Raw genomic sequence first — 17,160 nt, 5'->3', positions numbered from 1 at the left:
CCTGCCTATTGTTCCAGTTCGGGGAATAGTTCCAGTACCGGTTTCTCATCCTCCGTACCTGGATCCTTGACCAGTATTTCAACCCGGCGTTCAATTGATCGCAGTTCTTTCTCGAGTGTCCGCGCCAGTTTTATCCCTTCTTCAAATAAGGACGTCGCAGCATCCAGACTGATTTTCCCGTTCCTGAGTTCTTCATTTATCTTTTCCAGTCGTTCCAGTTTTTCTTCAAAGTTCTTCATATTTTACTCCGTTTTTTTGTAACATCTGCATCGATATATCCATCATGCAGCTCTACTGAAATATTTCGATCTGTTTCCCCCAGCTCGGATACTCGTGAACACACAGACCCATCGCCCTTGCGTACAATTGCATATCCCCGGGACAAAACCGTAAATGGAGAAAGCGCCTCAAGGCTGACCTGGGCAAGATCTATTCGTTGTCTGTAACCTTTGCAGATATCATCCAGACTCTGCAGCAGATCTTCCTTGGCATCATCGAGGCGTTGCAGAAAGGGCTGCTGGAATGCAGCGTAGCGTTCCTGAAGGCTTTCCGGCTCAAACCTGGAAATCAGTGCACGGGCTGAATGTATACGCTGCATGAAAGCCGCAGAAACCCCATGGCCACAATCCATAACCCTTCGATACAATTCCTCACGGTTACCGGTTACAAGCTCCGCGGCTGCACTCGGTGTAGGGGCTCTGAGATCCGCTGCAAAATCAGATAAGGCCCAGTCAATTTCATGACCTACTGCTGATATAACCGGAACAGGGGAGGCTGCGATTGCTCGCACTACTTTCTCATCTGAAAAGGGAAGCAGATCTTCAAGACTGCCTCCTCCGCGACCAACGATAATTACATCTCCCAGATCATGTCTCAAAATTGATTCCATTCCAGATAGAATACTAGCTGCAGCACTGTCTCCCTGTACTATACAGGGTACGATCACGGCATGAAGACCTGAGTTGCGACGCTTCAGCACCTGTAGAATATCCCGGACAGCAGCTCCGGTTGGAGACGTAAGAATCGCTATTTTCCCTGGCAGTTTCGGAAGCGGTCGTTTCCGGTCAGAATCAAAAAGACCTTCAGCTGCAAGCCTCCGCTTGCGCTCCTCAAGAACCCGCAGAATATCACCGATTCCAGCCTGCTGCATGCTGTCACAAATTATCTGGTAGGACCCACGTTTGGCATAAACAGAAATCGATCCCTGTACCCGCACCATCATACCGTCAGCAGGTTTAAAATCAATCCGGGAATTCCTCCCCCTGAACATCGCTGCGGATATTACTGCGTCCTCATCTTTCAGGGAAAAGTACCAGTGCCCGCTGGCTGCGGGCCTGAAATTTGACAGCTCTCCCTCCACACTGATTTGTCTCAGACTGGATTCAAGCATATTGGAAATTATTTCTGTTATTTCAGAGACCTTGTAGGCTTGTGCAGCATCGTCTATCATAGGATCTTACGGTAACGATTTCCCATGTTTTGGTCGATAGGAAAGAAGATGGAACAGCAAATAATTATATGTATATATGCATCCAATCTCAGCGAATATGCTTATGAGCAGCAGTTGTTGATAGATGGAACAAAGATTTCTGCAGTCCAGAGCAGTATTAAAACTGCATATAAACTACAAGATAAGTTTTCAGCAGATATTGTTGTGCTGCATGATGATTCTTTTATTGCACAGGACTACAATTCCCTTTCCCTGCTTGGAAACGACTCCTGGTCGCAGGCGGATGTAATCCAGGCAATGGTGGATAAATCTCATAACATTGATCGCCACAGCAGTATTATATTTCTGAGAGCCGATTCTCCTTTATATATTATGGAAGAATGCATAAACCTGCTCGAGCAGCATCGGCGCTACTTCGCACATTACAGCTTTTGCGATGGCTACCCTCAGTTCAGCACACCTGAGATTATATCCGTTGAAGCCCTCCAGATCATCAGCGCTCTCGCTTCACCAGACCAGCAATTCACTTCACTGTTTCAGATAATTGAAAAGGATCTGAATGCTTTTGATATTGAAACAAGAATCTCACCAGTCGACTTCAGACTTCAACGCCTGGAGCTTAAGGCTGATACAAAGCGGAATCTTCTGCTCTGCAGCCGAATAGCCGCAGAGCTTGCAACTGTTACGGATACTGAACAGGGCAATGCCGACTTTTCTGCCGGTGAACTCATCCGGGCACTTGAAAGCAGCACAGCCCTTTTCCGCACACTACCGGCATCTGTGAACTGGATTCTGCATGGGAAATCAAGCACTCCGGGAATATACTACCCGGCACCTCAAGATCAGCCGTGCTATACAGATATGCCATTTCAGAAACCAGAAACTGTTTTCAAGGCCATAAGCACGCTCGCAGACTGGGCAGGCGACATTACTCTCACATTATCACATCTTGGCGAACCAGCTGAATATGACGGCATTTATACGCTCATAAAACTCTGCAGTACACAGCCCAACCTGAAACTTGTCATAGAAACCGACGGACTGCACTGGGATGAGCAGCTCTTGCGTGAACTCGCAGCAAACTACCGTGAATCAGGCCCGGCAAACATGCCGGTATGGATAGTATTTCTGGATTCCCTGGTACCGGACACCTATGCTGCCGTGCGTCCGAACGGGAATCTCACCCGGGTACTGAGTTGCATAGAACTGCTGCATGAACTTTTTCCCGGACAGGTTCATATACAGGCCGTACGCATGAATATAAATGAAGGAGCCTTGCTGGAATTCTATAAATACTGGAAAGAAAAGAATCGAAATATTATTATCCAGAAATACAATCCCTACGCAGGCAGACTTAAGGAGCATGCAGTAAGTGATAACACTCCGATCGAAAGGTTGCCCTGCTGGAGGCTCCGCCGGGAACTGACGGTTTTACCCGACGGCTCCGTCAGCCGCTGTCATGTAGACTTATTCAATCCAGACCTGCACGGGAATATAATAAAACAAGACCCGGCAGAAATATGGGACACAATGTCCAGCCTGTTCAAGGAACACATAGCCAATGCTTACCCCGAAATTTGTAGTAACTGCGATGAATACTATACTTACACATTCTGATTCCTCTGCCGAATTCACCGTAGTCGGTGGTGGGAAATCCAAGCGTCAGTCTACACTCATACCCGGCCTGTCAATTCTGGTTCTACACAGAGGAGGGCGGTTTAACCGTTCAGAACTACTGGAAGAACTTGAGAATATGAATGTTCGGGAAATTATCATGCTCGAGCAGAAAAGTTCAAGTTATGATGTTGAACAGCTTGTAAGAAGATTTCCCAAAGTCAAATTCATGCTTCTGCATAATGAAATGAATCCTGGTGGCATGATCAATATGGGAATACGAGAGGCTGTAACCGAGCACGTTCTTGTCCTATGGAACACCGCAAATATACTATCAATGAGTGAACGGGTACTCCATTTTATAATGAAAGGCAACTGGGTGTGTGCGGCTCCTTTATTTCGCAATGACAGAGCAGAAGTAATCCCCACCATCTCGATGCCGGCATTCTTTAAAAAGAGCATCCGTCTCATTCCTGCTATACCATCAAAAGATGGACAGAAAACACTTTTTCCTTATGACTATACCGGTATTTATAATACCGATCTTTTTCTGAAAAGCGGTGGTTATGACAGCAGCATGAAGTCTCAATACTGGCAGAAAATGGATTTTGGAATGCGTGTATTCCTTTGGGGTCAGAGCAATATCTGCTGTGCCTCATTCCGCATGCAGCAATCAAATCGACAGATCTCGGAAGATTCAACACCGAATATAGATTATGTACGCTTTTTTCTGAGAAATGTAGCCGTATTGTATGCAGCTGATTTCGGAAAACTTCCAGCCACTGTCCTGATCAAACTTCTATTGAAATCTCCATTTCATCCCTATGAATCCATACGTGAATTCCGTAAAGCTAAAAAATGGGTAGAAGATCATAAATTCCACTATACACAGGACGCCAGACGGCTACTTGAACTCTGGGAGGAACAATGACCGGCATCTTCATTCAGACTCGAATAGGCTCAAGCAGATTGCCAGGAAAAACCATGCTTCCGTTGGGAGGCAAACCTCTGCTTCAGCATGCAATGGAAAATCTCCGCCTGGTACCTGTAGATCATTACGTTCTGCTCACAGATACAGAAAGTGAAGCAGCCTTTTCGGAACTCGCAGAGAAATGCGGCTACAAGATCTTTGCAGGACACCCGGATAATGTACTGAAACGATTTCGGGATGCCCTGGAAGTTTATCCTCTTGATTATATTATTAGGGCTACGGGTGACAACCCATTGGTATCACATGAAATTGCCAGCAAGTCACTACAGCTTGCACTCGAGACGAAAGCAGATTACGCAGGACTACTGCAACCTCCATATGGGTCTGCCGTCGAAGTTATTTCACGTCATGCCCTTGAACGGGCAGCGGCTGATGCTACCACAGATTATCAGCGTGAACATGTCAGCCCGTACATCTACCAGAACCCGGAATTATTTCATATACGTCTGGATCCAGCTGATGCGGAATACCGAAGCAAGGCCAGGGTGACGGTTGACACTGCTGAAGACTATGCTTATATAAACAAACTCTTTGAAGACCTCTATTACGGGATTCCCATTTCCCTGCCCGAAGTGATACAGTGGTGCAAATCCCATCCATTTTCAGAATTGAAGGTGTCATGAAGCGAAGGATTCTATGTATCCCCGAAACACGTCAAGGTCACGGAACCGGTCACATCAAGCGCTGTCTGGAACTGCTTGGAAATCTTGGTGATGATAAAAGCGGCATCTACCTCCCGATACAACAGGAACATGCCTATGCTCTCATACCTTCTCATTTCAGGCTCAAAGAATTAGCAGATTACTACGATCTTGTTATTATTGATAAAAGAAGTGTCAGCAGACGGGAGATCAGTGAACTATGCAGGCTCGGTCTTACTGTCGGAATTGATGTACAGGGCAGTGGAAGAGCCTACTGCGACTACATCATAGATATGCTTCCAAACATAAGAAGCAGACACAGTGCAAACATGCAGGAACCCGGCTTTCTTTCCCGACCAGTACGGATCAGGGATCGGGCACCTGAAGAATTCAACAAAATTCTCGTCAGTTTCGGTGGAGAAGATGCCCTGGGTCTCAGTTCGCGGCTTGTCAGACAGTTATGTAGTAATTGCGGCATAGAACCACAGAGAATAAGTGTATTAATAGGACGAGCTTTCCATAAACAGGACTTCCCGCAGGATGTTCAGATACTTCGCAATATACAGAATGCGAAAGAGATATTCGCTGATTACGACCTTGTAATCTGTCAATTCGGATTGACAATGTATGAGGCATCAGCTGCTGGCTGTGCTGTAGCCGGCCTTCACCCCAGCAGGTATCACAAGAGACTTGCAGATGCCGCTGGATTCTATACTCTGGGTGTTCGTACCTGTACCAATACCAGGTTATCAAGGCTGTTTACCCGGGCACCAAAAGAAATGCCTGGCCTCCTGAAACCAGAAAATAGCAGGAGACTTTCACTACCTGATTTTCTTGCACAACTGAGCCCTCTCCAGAATCCAGGTTCACCGACAGGGCTTTCGCGATGCAACAAAGCATTACTCCGTCTCGAAGACGAAACCTTTTTTCGCTGTGAAAAAACCAGGCTGATCTTCAAACAGCGCTACAAGGCTCTGGATATCACATATAACGGTGACTATTTTGATGCAGATTACCGAAAACAGTATGGAAAAAGTTATGAAGAAGATTTCGATAAGATCAAGACGACTGGATATACCCGTATTCGCCAGATCCAGAAACTTACCCGTGAGCCAGGAAGCCTTCTTGATATGGGTTGCGCTCTAGGACCATTTCTACAGGCTGCTCATGAAAATGGTTGGGAGGTATACGGAAACGATATTTCCCGGGATGCAGTCAACTGGGTGAGGGATAATCTGAAACTGCCTGCTGAATGTGGAGACATACTTAACAGTGATTTTTCTACCATCTTCGGGATCAAGCATTTCAGAGCAATTTCCATGTGGTATGTAATTGAACATATTGGCGATCTCGATAAATTACTCAGAAAAATCAACAGGATGCTTGAAAAAGAGGGGATATTTGCATTCTCTACCCCGAACGGTAGTGGAATTTCAGCACGAAAAGATATGACAGCATTTCTTGAAAACGGACCGCAGGACCATCTCAGCGTTTTTCAGCCCGAGCAGCTCTCAAAACTGCTCGCAGCCTACGGTTTCAGTCTCGAAAAGACCAGAATAACCGGTCACCACCCTGAAAGATTTCCTTTGCTTGGAAAATCCATCCCGGGACGATTTATCGCTGGATATATCAGCAAGCTGTTCGGTTATGGAGATACCTTCGAAGCATATGTCAGGAAAACAGGAGACCCTCTGCTATGATGATGACCGTACCTGCTCTCGAGAAGCAATGCCTCGCTGAACTTCGCAATTGTCTGAAAGGTAAACACCTGTTGTTACTGGGGGCGGGAATCATGCAGATACCTGCACTGCAACTAGCCAGATCTGCTGGAATGACTGTCACAGCCGTCGACGGCAACCCGGATGCTCCAGGGATAGCGTTGGCAGACGCATTCCTGCATATAGACCTTAAAGATCCTGATTCAATAGCTGCTGCAGCCAATGTTATACAGGAGTCAAGACCAATTCATGGCGTCTGCACGGTAGGAACCGATTTTTCCACAAGCGTTGCGTGCATAGCCCGGGATCTTGATCTACCCGGTATACAACCTGAGTCTGCGGAGAAAGCACGTTATAAACATTTAATGCGGGAAGCCTTTGTTCAGGCTGGAATGCCAACTCCCTGTTTTACTGTATTAACTGCCGAAGATCTCCTGGAAAACCCGGACAAAGTCAGCATGTGGGATACTTTTCCATGTGTTCTCAAACCCGTTGATAACATGGGAGCACGGGGTGTCAGTATCGCCAGGAATCATTCCGAGTTCACACGCTCACTGGAATCCGCATTGAAGGACAGCCATATCGGGATAGCTATAGCTGAACGATTCATAACTGGACCGGAGTACAGCATTGACGCAGTCTGGGTCGCGGGTGAACTCATCTTTACAGGCATCGCCGAACGGCACATATATTTCGATCCATACCGGGTAGAACTCGGTCACAGCTTTCCAGCACAAATTGATTCCGTGAGGCAGGAAGCCTTGAGACAGGCCATGCAGGCAGCAGGCGCTGCCCTTGGAATCCGCAGCGGAGCACTGAAAGGGGATGTTTTCTGGGAAAACGGACGAGCAGTGATCGGAGAGGTCGCGGCACGTCTTTCAGGAGGATTCATGTCCGGCTGGACCTTTCCCCTGCACAGCGGGACCTCATCAATCGCAGCAGTGCTCTGCGATTCGGTAGGTGTCGCTGTTCCCGCCATTCTCCTGCAACAGTTGCGAACACATCCCGAATCCAATTCAGTTCATGAGAGGGCGATCATCAGTTTTCCGGGAGTAGTCTCTTCAGTGGAAGGTCTTGATTGCGAGCCTGATTACCCGGAGATTGCGGCAATCTGGCAGGCTGCGGATGCTGGCTCAAAAATCGATCTCCTGACCAACAACATCGGAAAATGCGGAAATATAATCCTCAGGAGCAGCAACTCATCAGATTTCGATGAACTGAATCGCCGTACCCAGGATATTTTCAACAACATCCACATACGGATGGAAGATAATAATCCGGATTCACTGGAATTTCTGCTTACCGCCAAACCGAGAGGTCCTTTGCTGTATCAACTGAATCAATGGACCGAGCTGTATCAGCATAGCCCGGAAGATCTGATTCTTCATGCTGATACCCAGCCCCGCATCTTTCGGACTGCTGAATGGTGGGAAAGCATAGAACGTGACTGGATCGGAAGAAGTATACAGGATCACCTGGAAACAGCACTGGCTCGGGATTTGATTACTTTCAGTAATGAGGAATCGTGCACATATCCGGACATTTCCGAGTTGATCACACTCCGTGCAGTAAGCCGGGCCGGAATTCAGGGTCTCGAGTACATTATCCGTCAGATCAAGCTGAAAAGGAGTCTGAATGAATAGCTGCAGACTGAAGATTCTTTTTCTGATTACTTTCATTTTGATTCAGACCTTTACAGTCTTTGCTGACACTGCACTGGAAGAAATACTGGATCAGCTTCAGGTACAACTGCAGTGGGATCCTGTAAGCTCTCGTGGAACACTTGTCAGAAATAACAACTATTTCACATTTTTCCCGGGTGTTCCTTTTGGATTATACAACTTCCAGGAATCAATACCTATGGAGGCAATCTACTGGACTGGCAGCGGTGCCCTGTATGTTCCTGAAACTACAGTAAAGCTTATTACAGACATGTTTCCGGAAGCTAACATACTGAATGAAAGAAGAATCGCAACTATCTTTATCGACCCGGGACATGGTGGAAAGGATCCCGGGGCTATTGGCAGACATGTCATAGATGGAAAGCCTCTGGTTCTTCAGGAAAAAGATGTAGTACTTGATGTCTCTCTCCGATTAAGGGATTTGCTGGTCAGAAGATACCCTGACATAAACATTGTCATGTCGCGTGAGGATGACAGATACATTGAGCTTATCGATCGTTACGAAATGGCAAACAGTCTCCATTCAAGTCAGAATGAAGCGATAATTTTTGTTTCGATTCATGCAAATGCAAGCATCAACACTCGAGCTCAAGGCTTTGAGGTCTGGTATCTTCCGCCTGAATTCAGGCGCACTCTTATCACCCAGAATGATTTTGACGGCACCGAAGAAATCATACCGATTCTCAATTCCATGCTCGAAGAGGAATATACGATTCAGAGTATTTTTCTTGGACAGCACATTCTTGAAGGCATGGAATATCAGCTTGGAAATCAGGTTCCAAATCGAGGTCTGAAGCAGGAAACGTTTGCTGTCGTTCGCGGTGCCCGCATGCCTTCTGTGCTTGTGGAAGTTGGTTTTCTTACTAATGCAAATGAATTCATGCTTCTGAGGGACCCCGGCCACTTGCAGGAACTAAGCGAAGGCATCTATACTGGGATTCGTAATTTCATTGAAAGCTTTGAAAACTAGAAGGGTATTAATGCAGGAAAATTCATCACGGCATCTAAGTAATATTCTCAGTCCTGGCCTTGTGTTGCTGGTATCTTTGTTTTTATTCAGTACTGTCATGTGGTTCGTACAGGGGAACACTCAGAGAGAATATATACTGTTTTTTCCTGGTGCTGTACGGACAGATATCAGTGGTGAGCCGCGTTCTATCGCCCGGACAGATTCCCGGGAAACCCAACTGGAAAAAATCGTTAATGAAATCATCCTTGGTCCGCTTTCTGTAGAACAGGGCCGGGTCTTCAACCGTGGAACCAGGCTCAACTCGCTGTCTCTCCGGAGAGGCACACTATATATGGATCTTACGGCGGAAGCTGTTATAAGTGGACGGGGGAGTAACCTCGGCTATTCAGAGGCTGAAGATGCCCTGCTGAGAAGCATTCGGTTTAATGCACCGTATGTACGTGATATAATTATTACGCTTGATGGTCAAATTCCATTTGAATTTCCTGTATGGATTGATTAGTATAATGAAATCATGAAAAAGGGAGCTTAATTTCTTTTTTCATTGACAAACACTTTGGGGTGCGTATAATTTAAAATACTAGACCTGGAGATATTATGGGTAACAAAAAAAGGAGTACGGGATGAAACGTTTTTTCACTCTCATTACTGTAATGCTCGTGCTGGTAAGCACGAATGTATTCGCTGACAGACAGGTTCTGATAGATTTTGCGGAATTACTTCCGACCGATCAAACCGGAAATCATGAAGGAACAATCCTGGACTACAGCGATGTAGCTGGTGCGTCCTTCACCGAGGATGAAAGGGAGTTGATGAAGACCTCACTTGCCATTGAAAACTGGGAAGTACTGCTGAACAGCTCGGCTCGGAATCCATCAACACTTGCAAACTCATTTGTGCGCGAAGCACCAGTCAACGCTGGAGCTACACGTTATGCAAATGAAACTGTTATGGGTGTTCGCATTCAGTTCCCCACAGGCCGCTACAATGCCTATGCAGAGATCAAGCCTCCTTTCGATATTCCGGCTTATCTTCCTGGCGCTGAAGGCGGATTTCAGTTTGAGAACCGCGGTGTTGTCACCAATGTCGGTGTACTCAGAACCATTGAAGTTAATGTTCACGGCTTGAATTATCCTCACGGCTTCAGCGTCGTTCTGGAAGATCATTCCGGTCGTACACGTGACTATTTCATGGGATACCTGAACTTTGATGGATGGAAAACCCTTGAATGGAGAAATCCGAACTACCTGACCGATGTCAGAAACCGTGACCTCCGTCGTCTCCCTCTGTATCCTAATCTGACTCCTTACCAGAAGCTGGTGGGATTCCGGGTATACAGAGATGGTAATACAATCGGTGGTGATTTCATTACCTACATCAAAGATGTAACCGTGACCTTCGACAGAGCAGTACTCGACCTGCAGCGTGATTTCGATGATGAAATGATCTGGAACATTCTCGATCAGAGAGAGCAGGAACGTCGCCGGGCAGAGCTTAACAGACTTGGTGAGATTCAGGTTCTTCGCTTTATTGAAGACCAGAGACTTTTCCAGGAAGACGACGATATCTAATATCGGCTTCGTTCTGCAGGGAATACAGGCATCCGGAATATATGTTCCGGATGCTTTTTTTGTATTGAATCTTGACTTATAACGATAATAGTAAGAGAATCTTAATATATGAGTGATTATCTGGATCCAAATAATGATGAATTATTACGGGACTTTTTTGTGGAAGCTGAAAGTCAGATTGAACTTTTGGAACAGAACATTCTTGTTCTTGAAAGTGACACAGCCAACAGCGATGCTATAGATGAAATTTTCCGGGCAGCACACACCCTGAAAGGTGCATCGGCAACTGTTCAGATGGATGAACTTACCGGTTTCACCCATGTGCTTGAAGACCTGCTGGATGAGATACGAAGTGGAGCAGTAGGAGTTGTCCCTGATCTCGTCGACAATCTTCTCGCCGGTATCGATGTTGTAAAGGAAATGATCGAATTCCGCAAATCCGGACAGACATACAGTGGGGACGTTTCCAGCCTTAAAAACCGCCTGAAAGCTTATTATACGGGCACAGACGCACTCCAGGCCGATTCCAGTCAATCGGCTACAGTCAAGGAAAACAAACCCTTGTCCGGACCTTCAGCGCGTTCCGGCAAATCGGATAATCTATCCGGGATTGATCATGACGAACTGCTTGATCACATTGAGCCTGGTCACAGCGCTTACGAGGTTACTGTCGATTTCGACGAAGACAATCCAATGAATACGGTCGGTGGCATACAGATTTTTGCAGCACTGAAATCTGTAGGACATGTACTCAAAACAAATCCGGATTTCGAACAACTCTACGAAGATATCTTTTTCCCCCAGGTTCTGTATTACATATCCTCAGCCGAGAATGCTGATACAATCGTGAATTCAATTCAACTGCCTGATGTAACCAAAGGAATATCGATCCGGCTGCTTACTGCAGAAGAAAACACTGAACCTTATCAATCCGAAGAAAAGGCGTCCCGGAAGGAATCAACTGCTATCTCGGCAGGTTCGACTGATGAAACGGATGATATGATTGCTGCCATGGTTAAAGACGTTCATGGCACCGAGCACAAATCCCCGATATCAGCAGCACAAAATAATCCGGATTCCGGTTCGCGGTCACCCAACGCAAATGAAATACCTGGCAGCGGCACCAAAGAAGAGCCGGAAAATATAGAGAAAAAACAGGCTTCTGTGCATCAGAACTCTTCCGGTAGTATTCTCAGAGTAGACAGCCGAAGAATCGATAATCTCCTGAATCTCGTCAGTGAAACTGTAATCAATAAAGCTTCATTCAACCAGATATCTACCGAATTCGGGGAAACGCTTTCGCAACTTCAATCCAGAACTTCACAATACAGGGAAATGGTAAAAGAATTATTTGATTCTTTACCTGACTACATTCAAAGAATGCAGAATGGTGAAACGATAAAGGAAGTTAAAGGCGATACACAGGAACGTTTCGGCCAGATGTACGGAATGTTTGATGGATTTGAGGGCAGCTACAAAAATACAGTGGCTAAATTCCGCAACACCTCCCAGAATCTCGGGAGAATTACCAGCGAACTCCAGGAAGGTGTCATGCGAATCCGCATGGTGCCGATCAGTCAGATTTTTTCCAGATTTCCACGGCTTGTACGTGACCTGAGTCGCAGTCTTGACAAGAAAATAATACTGGATATTGAAGGTGAAGATACCGAGCTGGACAAGTCCGTCATTGAAGACCTACTTGATCCATTGATCCATTGTGTAAGAAACAGTATCGATCATGGAATCGAAAATCCTGCTGACAGAATCAGTGCCGGAAAGACCCCCGATGGGCATGTGAAGCTGCGGGCTAGCAATGAAGGCAACATGATACTTATTGAAATATCCGATGACGGAAAGGGAATAGATATTGATGCTGTCCGTAAGAAAGCCATTGATCGAGGTGTCATTCATCCAAGCAAATCCCTTTCAGATATTGAAGCCTTCAATCTGATCTTTGATCCCGGATTCTCAACCGCGAAAGAAATCACCAACATTTCCGGTCGAGGGGTTGGGCTTGATGTTGTCAAAAAGCAGATTGAAAAACTAAACGGAAACGTTTCCGTGCAATCGACCAGAGGGCAGGGAACAAAATTCATAATTAAGATTCCGCTGACACTCGCAATTATACAGGGACTGCTGGTTCGAGTAGGTAAGGAAATGTATGCAATTCCAATTACTTCTGTTGTTGACAGTCATCGAATCAAACCTTCAGACATAAAAATGATTGACAACTATGAAGTCTTCAATGTACGGGAAGACGTTGTATCACTATTGCGTTTGAACAGGCTGTTCAAGATAAATGCCAGCGAGGAAAAGGAATACTTTTTCGTTGTTATTGTCGGCAGCGGGGATAAACGTATGGGATTGGTGGTTGATCAACTTATTGGTGAAGAGGATGTTGTTATAAAGCCTCTCAGGGACCATTACACAAATGTTCCTGGAATAGCAGGTGCCAATATTACCGGGGATGGAACTGTCTCACTGATTATTGATGTGAGTCAGTTGCTGGATCTGGGAATGCAGCAAGAGAAGGCACTCAGAAACCTTCGCCAAAGCAATGTGAAAGGATAGGACATGGCTGTTCAGAATAAAGACCGACGTCGAACCCGTCTCGGACATATTGACCGGGCTGAAGAAGAGCAGAGAGAGCTCATTGATTTCAAGATGGTAACTTTTTCCCTGGGGGGTAAAGATTACGGTATTGATATTATGAAGGTAAAGGAGATTGCGAAATACAGTAATTTTACCTATGTACCCAATGCTCCACGCTTTGTAGAAGGTGTGTATAACCTCCGCGGCGATATAATTTCTATTGTTGATCTGCGCAAATTGTTTCATTTACCGGTTGAGGAAGACAATCAGAAATATAAAAACGGACTGATATTGCGACTGGAAACAAATCTTCTCGGTATTATTGTAGATAAAATCGACAAGGTAATTGGGATTTCTTCAAAGAGTATTCAGCCACCACATCCGATTTTCGGTGATATCAACATTAAATTCATAAGCGGTGTTGTTGAACATGAAAAGCGTCTGTATATCATACTTGATGTGGAGCGTATTTTCCGTAAGGATGATGAGGTTCAGGAGGCTGTAAGTGAGCAGATCGAGGAATCAATCCAGAGCCAGGTCAGTATAGCTCGCTCAGGCTCATTTAACAGTGAAAATGTCACTGGTGAAGAACTTAATAAATCTTTTATTTACGAAACACTTGGCACATTCTCTGGTTTTCATCTCAGCGGAGTAAATAAAGAATGGGTCGACAAAAGATTTGCTGAATGGCAGAAGTTTCGCAAGGATCAGGGAAAATCGGTTCAGCTTGAAACACAGGAAGATGCATCCGAGTTTCTCAGAAGTTTTTATTCACCCTATACCCAGCAGTTGTGGGGTGACGGATACAGGGAGCAGGTCAGGAAGTTCATACCCACCGATCTGGGTAAAACAATCACCGTCTGGAATCCCGGCTGTGCCAATGGAATGGAGACCTTCTCGCTCGTGTGTCTACTCAAGAACATGTATCCCGAATCAATGATCAAAGTATGGGCAGTAGATAAAGATCTAATGGCAATCAGTGCTGCGCCAAGCATTCAGCTAAGCAAGGATTCTGTACCTGCTTTTTATCATGATTTCATGGTTCAGGGTACAAAAGGGCAGCATTTTGATTCATCGATTACAGATTCTGTTTTATTTGAATACAGTGATATCGCGAATGGAACCAATGTCCCTGCCTGTGATATTATCCTCTGCCGAGATTTGCTGTCCTTTCTACCCGAAGCTCAGCAAAAACTGATGGATGATATTTTTGTTGATAAATTGAAGCAGAATGGGGTATTGTTTATGGGTAAAAATGAGTATCCTTTCAGTGAAAACTGGAATTATATCGGTGAAGATGCAGTTTCAGCTGCCCGGAAAAAATAGCGGATTATTAATACGCAGTGAGTAGATTAGCTATGACAGAGATTTGTCTGACAAAGCGAATGTTGACAACGATCGTATAATAAAAGAGGAGAGAGGTTCATGAGAGTCGAGTACATCAACCCTTTTGTTGAATCGGCATACAACGTGCTGAAAGAAGTTCTGCAGGTGGAAATCAAACGTGGAGAACTGTACCTCAAGGCATCATCTATGCCGGTTCTTGGCGTAGCTGCAATAATCGGATTGGCAGGTGATGTCGAGGGACGTGTTTTATTCGACATGGACCGCACGACAGCTATCAATGTTTCAAATCACATGCTTAAATCTATGGATATGGAGCCGATCGAAACACTGAATGATATGGGCAAGGCTACAATTACAGAACTTGCCAATATGATTACCGGACAGGCAGTAACAAAGCTGCACAATCTTGGTTTCAAGTTTGATCTTACACCACCGGCTATTTTCACCGGTGATAATATGGAGATTACTGATCCAAAGGTTGAAGCTCTGATTGTTCCTATGGAATTGCCCCAGGGCAAGATTGAAATCAACGTCGCCGTGCGGGAACGAATTTCCTAAAGAGGTTACAGTATGAAGGCAAAACAAGATTTTCCAAGTATTAATGAACGAAAAGCAGAAGGCTTGAACGAAAGCGGTGAACCATTCCGGGTTATAATTGTTGACGATTCAATGTTTGTTACAAAGCAAATCAGTCAGATACTTACTTCTGAAGGATTTGATGTCATCGCAACCGCGGCCAACGGTATTGAGGGAATCGAAAAATACAAAGAGCTGTACCCCAATGTTGATCTGGTAACTATGGATATTACCATGCCTAAAATGGATGGCGTGACTGCCCTTGAAAAGATTATTGAGTTCGACAAGGAAGCCAAGGTTGTAATGATCAGCGCGCTGGGCAAACAGGATCTTGTAAAAAAATCTCTGTTGATCGGGGCTAAAAATTATATCGTAAAACCGCTCGACCGAAAAAAAGTTCTGGAGCGTATTGTCATGACTCTGAAAAAATGATATTATTCGCCCATCTGATAAGGATGGGCGGTTAGCTCAGTTGGTTAGAGCACTAGCTCGACACGCTAGGGGTCGATGGTTCGAGTCCATTACCGCCCAATTCTTTCAGCTTCTACGGGGTATTTTCCCTTTTTTCCATCCGGACTGATAAAATAAACAAAATCTGCATCAATTTTCTCAATATACTCTTGCTGAACGGGTACTTTACCAACGCCGTCAGGCAGATCTACCGCGAATGTCGGCATTGCCATACCGCTGATTCTGCTGCGGAGCTCTTTCATAATTTCCATGCCCCGCAATATATTCACCCTGAAATGGCTTGTTCCGGAGGCCAGATCGCCCTGGAAGAGGTAGTATGGTTTTACACCATTCTGAAGCAGTCCCCTGAAAAGTTCTTCAAGGATATCTGCAGAGTCATTCACGCCTTTCAATAAAACAGCCTGATTCAGAAGACTGAGGCCGGCGCGTCTGAGTCTGCGAACTGCCTCCGAAAATTCATTACCTAACTCCCGCGGATGATTACTGTGAATAATCAGCCATAAAGGTGAGAACTCTTCAAGCAGCTCTACCAGCTGGTCATTAATTCTTGATGGAAGCACAACAGGAATTCGCGTGCTTATTCTGATTATGAGATCGTCACGGACATCACGGAGAGCTGACAGAATCTTACGGAGGATTTTTACTGACAACACAAGGGGATCCCCACCTGAAATCAATACTTCCTTGATCTCAGGCCGTTCGTGCAGACAATTCTGAATCATTAGTAGCTGATCATCACTGATCATTCCGGCATCACTGGCAGTAAAATGGCGACGGAAACAGTGCCGGCAATAGACTGCACAGGTATCGGTAGCAAGAAGAAGAGCACGATCTGGATAATGATGAATAAAACGGGGTGATATTTCATAGTGCCGATCCGATAAAGGATCGGCCGTTTCATAGGGTAGAACCAGTTGCTCATTTATGCGCGGATAGATCTGAGCACTGATCGGATCCGAATCAGGGTCGTTTGTATCCGCTAGACCAAAATAATAATCGGTAGTTTTATATGGTAACGAATGTGATTTACGCTGTATTTTCATTTCCCCTTGTTATCAAGACCTTTCCTGTTCGCACAGTTTCAATAATTCCATATGACTCCATAACCTTGCGTACATTATCCAGTTCTTCGCTGGTGCCGGTTATTTCAAGTATTATTGTATCTTCTGTCACATCTACTGTATCACAATGCAGAGCAGCAGCAAGCTGAAGCAATTCTGCACGGCGTGTGATCTCGCAGTTAACCTTGATCAGCGCCATTTCCCTGTGTATAACATCTTCTCCAGTGCGATCGGTTGCGTGTATAACATCTACAAGTTTGTTCAGTTGTTTCAGTATATGATTCAGAACTGTTGCATCACCTGTTGCAACGATAGTCATACTGGAATATTCCTGATCCTGTGAAGGGCTCACCACGAGGCTGTCGATATTATACGCCCGTCTGGAGAACACAAGTGAGATGCGTATAAGCACACCCGGCTTATTGGCAACCAACAGACTGATGGTATGTTTCTGGTTATCCTGATTCTCTTTCATA

At 45.3% G+C, this 17,160-nt stretch carries 16 protein-coding genes and 1 tRNA gene; 13 read left to right on the top strand and 4 right to left on the bottom strand.

The window, feature by feature from the left end:
- Positions 1 to 5 precede the first annotated feature (5 nt).
- A complete protein-coding gene (gene xseB / locus ACYQ2L_RS13205) occupies positions 6 to 239 on the bottom strand; it encodes an exodeoxyribonuclease VII small subunit (protein WP_460056544.1) in 234 nt (77 codons plus the stop codon).
- Positions 236 to 1,450: an exodeoxyribonuclease VII large subunit gene (xseA, locus tag ACYQ2L_RS13200; protein ID WP_460056541.1), complete on the bottom strand. Its 1,215-nt coding sequence runs from the start codon at positions 1,448 to 1,450 to the stop codon at positions 236 to 238. Before xseA ends, xseB begins: the two co-directional genes overlap by 4 nt.
- 48 nt (positions 1,451 to 1,498) lie before the next feature.
- Here xseA and ACYQ2L_RS13195 point away from each other — a divergent pair, with 48 nt between their 5' ends.
- From ACYQ2L_RS13195 to ACYQ2L_RS13135, 13 genes are all read left to right on the top strand, one after another.
- Positions 1,499 to 3,067: a spiro-SPASM protein gene (locus tag ACYQ2L_RS13195; protein ID WP_460056539.1), complete on the top strand. Its 1,569-nt coding sequence runs from the start codon at positions 1,499 to 1,501 to the stop codon at positions 3,065 to 3,067.
- Positions 3,042 to 3,995, top strand: coding sequence for a glycosyltransferase family protein (locus tag ACYQ2L_RS13190; protein WP_460056537.1), 954 nt, complete (start codon positions 3,042 to 3,044; stop codon positions 3,993 to 3,995). Before ACYQ2L_RS13195 ends, ACYQ2L_RS13190 begins: the two co-directional genes overlap by 26 nt.
- Positions 3,992 to 4,678 (top strand): cytidylyltransferase domain-containing protein, encoded by a 687-nt coding sequence (locus ACYQ2L_RS13185; RefSeq protein ID WP_460056534.1) that lies wholly within the window; start codon positions 3,992 to 3,994, stop codon positions 4,676 to 4,678. The genes ACYQ2L_RS13190 and ACYQ2L_RS13185 overlap by 4 nt, the downstream gene beginning before the upstream one ends.
- A complete protein-coding gene (locus tag ACYQ2L_RS13180) occupies positions 4,675 to 6,396 on the top strand; it encodes a methyltransferase domain-containing protein (RefSeq protein WP_460056532.1) in 1,722 nt (573 codons plus the stop codon). The genes ACYQ2L_RS13185 and ACYQ2L_RS13180 overlap by 4 nt, the downstream gene beginning before the upstream one ends.
- A complete protein-coding gene (locus ACYQ2L_RS13175; RefSeq protein ID WP_460056530.1) occupies positions 6,393 to 8,057 on the top strand; it encodes an ATP-grasp domain-containing protein in 1,665 nt (554 codons plus the stop codon). Before ACYQ2L_RS13180 ends, ACYQ2L_RS13175 begins: the two co-directional genes overlap by 4 nt.
- Entirely contained in the window at positions 8,050 to 9,066 is a 1,017-nt protein-coding gene (locus ACYQ2L_RS13170; RefSeq protein ID WP_460056528.1) for an N-acetylmuramoyl-L-alanine amidase family protein, read from the top strand. The genes ACYQ2L_RS13175 and ACYQ2L_RS13170 overlap by 8 nt, the downstream gene beginning before the upstream one ends.
- A gap of 10 nt (positions 9,067 to 9,076) precedes the next feature.
- A complete protein-coding gene (locus ACYQ2L_RS13165) occupies positions 9,077 to 9,568 on the top strand; it encodes a GerMN domain-containing protein (protein WP_460056526.1) in 492 nt (163 codons plus the stop codon).
- A 121-nt stretch (positions 9,569 to 9,689) separates the two neighbouring features.
- The gene (locus ACYQ2L_RS13160) at positions 9,690 to 10,637 is read left to right on the top strand and encodes a flagellar filament outer layer protein FlaA (RefSeq protein ID WP_460056523.1); all 948 of its coding nucleotides are present in this window, start codon (positions 9,690 to 9,692) and stop codon (positions 10,635 to 10,637) included.
- A gap of 108 nt (positions 10,638 to 10,745) precedes the next feature.
- Positions 10,746 to 13,208 carry a chemotaxis protein CheW gene (locus tag ACYQ2L_RS13155; protein WP_460056521.1) on the top strand — a complete coding sequence of 821 codons (2,463 nt, stop codon included), beginning with the start codon at positions 10,746 to 10,748 and terminating at the stop codon, positions 13,206 to 13,208.
- A gap of 3 nt (positions 13,209 to 13,211) precedes the next feature.
- Complete coding sequence (locus tag ACYQ2L_RS13150; protein WP_460056518.1) at positions 13,212 to 14,555, top strand: chemotaxis protein CheW; 1,344 nt, start codon at positions 13,212 to 13,214, stop codon at positions 14,553 to 14,555.
- A gap of 99 nt (positions 14,556 to 14,654) precedes the next feature.
- Positions 14,655 to 15,134, top strand: a complete 480-nt coding sequence (locus ACYQ2L_RS13145; RefSeq protein WP_460056515.1) for a chemotaxis protein CheX — start codon at positions 14,655 to 14,657, stop codon at positions 15,132 to 15,134.
- A 12-nt stretch (positions 15,135 to 15,146) separates the two neighbouring features.
- Complete coding sequence (locus ACYQ2L_RS13140; protein WP_460056512.1) at positions 15,147 to 15,584, top strand: response regulator; 438 nt, start codon at positions 15,147 to 15,149, stop codon at positions 15,582 to 15,584.
- A gap of 25 nt (positions 15,585 to 15,609) precedes the next feature.
- A tRNA-Val gene (locus tag ACYQ2L_RS13135) sits at positions 15,610 to 15,683 on the top strand.
- Here the strand turns inward: ACYQ2L_RS13135 and ACYQ2L_RS13130 are convergent.
- A complete protein-coding gene (locus ACYQ2L_RS13130; RefSeq protein ID WP_460056509.1) occupies positions 15,674 to 16,666 on the bottom strand; it encodes a KamA family radical SAM protein in 993 nt (330 codons plus the stop codon). The two genes, ACYQ2L_RS13135 and ACYQ2L_RS13130, sit on opposite strands and share 10 nt — an antisense overlap.
- Positions 16,650 to 17,159: an acetolactate synthase small subunit gene (gene ilvN / locus ACYQ2L_RS13125; RefSeq protein WP_460056506.1), complete on the bottom strand. Its 510-nt coding sequence runs from the start codon at positions 17,157 to 17,159 to the stop codon at positions 16,650 to 16,652. Before ilvN ends, ACYQ2L_RS13130 begins: the two co-directional genes overlap by 17 nt.
- Position 17,160: the final 1 nt, after the last annotated feature.

This window comes from Spirochaeta dissipatitropha (assembly GCF_054657935.1).
This window is presented reverse-complemented; position numbering and strand designations above follow the sequence as displayed.

What these genes read in the sequence shown, in the direction of transcription:
- xseB (WP_460056544.1), bottom strand. Translation starts at nt 239, where the DNA reads ATGAAGAACTTTGAAGAAAAACTGGAACGACTGGAAAAGATAAATGAA.
- xseA (WP_460056541.1), bottom strand. Translation starts at nt 1,450, where the DNA reads ATGATAGACGATGCTGCACAAGCCTACAAGGTCTCTGAAATAACAGAA.
- ACYQ2L_RS13195 (WP_460056539.1), top strand. Translation starts at nt 1,499, where the DNA reads ATGGAACAGCAAATAATTATATGTATATATGCATCCAATCTCAGCGAA.
- ACYQ2L_RS13190 (WP_460056537.1), top strand. Translation starts at nt 3,042, where the DNA reads ATGAATACTATACTTACACATTCTGATTCCTCTGCCGAATTCACCGTA.
- ACYQ2L_RS13185 (WP_460056534.1), top strand. Translation starts at nt 3,992, where the DNA reads ATGACCGGCATCTTCATTCAGACTCGAATAGGCTCAAGCAGATTGCCA.
- ACYQ2L_RS13180 (WP_460056532.1), top strand. Translation starts at nt 4,675, where the DNA reads ATGAAGCGAAGGATTCTATGTATCCCCGAAACACGTCAAGGTCACGGA.
- ACYQ2L_RS13175 (WP_460056530.1), top strand. Translation starts at nt 6,393, where the DNA reads ATGATGATGACCGTACCTGCTCTCGAGAAGCAATGCCTCGCTGAACTT.
- ACYQ2L_RS13170 (WP_460056528.1), top strand. Translation starts at nt 8,050, where the DNA reads ATGAATAGCTGCAGACTGAAGATTCTTTTTCTGATTACTTTCATTTTG.
- ACYQ2L_RS13165 (WP_460056526.1), top strand. Translation starts at nt 9,077, where the DNA reads ATGCAGGAAAATTCATCACGGCATCTAAGTAATATTCTCAGTCCTGGC.
- ACYQ2L_RS13160 (WP_460056523.1), top strand. Translation starts at nt 9,690, where the DNA reads ATGAAACGTTTTTTCACTCTCATTACTGTAATGCTCGTGCTGGTAAGC.
- ACYQ2L_RS13155 (WP_460056521.1), top strand. Translation starts at nt 10,746, where the DNA reads ATGAGTGATTATCTGGATCCAAATAATGATGAATTATTACGGGACTTT.
- ACYQ2L_RS13150 (WP_460056518.1), top strand. Translation starts at nt 13,212, where the DNA reads ATGGCTGTTCAGAATAAAGACCGACGTCGAACCCGTCTCGGACATATT.
- ACYQ2L_RS13145 (WP_460056515.1), top strand. Translation starts at nt 14,655, where the DNA reads ATGAGAGTCGAGTACATCAACCCTTTTGTTGAATCGGCATACAACGTG.
- ACYQ2L_RS13140 (WP_460056512.1), top strand. Translation starts at nt 15,147, where the DNA reads ATGAAGGCAAAACAAGATTTTCCAAGTATTAATGAACGAAAAGCAGAA.
- ACYQ2L_RS13130 (WP_460056509.1), bottom strand. Translation starts at nt 16,666, where the DNA reads ATGAAAATACAGCGTAAATCACATTCGTTACCATATAAAACTACCGAT.
- ilvN (WP_460056506.1), bottom strand. Translation starts at nt 17,159, where the DNA reads ATGAAAGAGAATCAGGATAACCAGAAACATACCATCAGTCTGTTGGTT.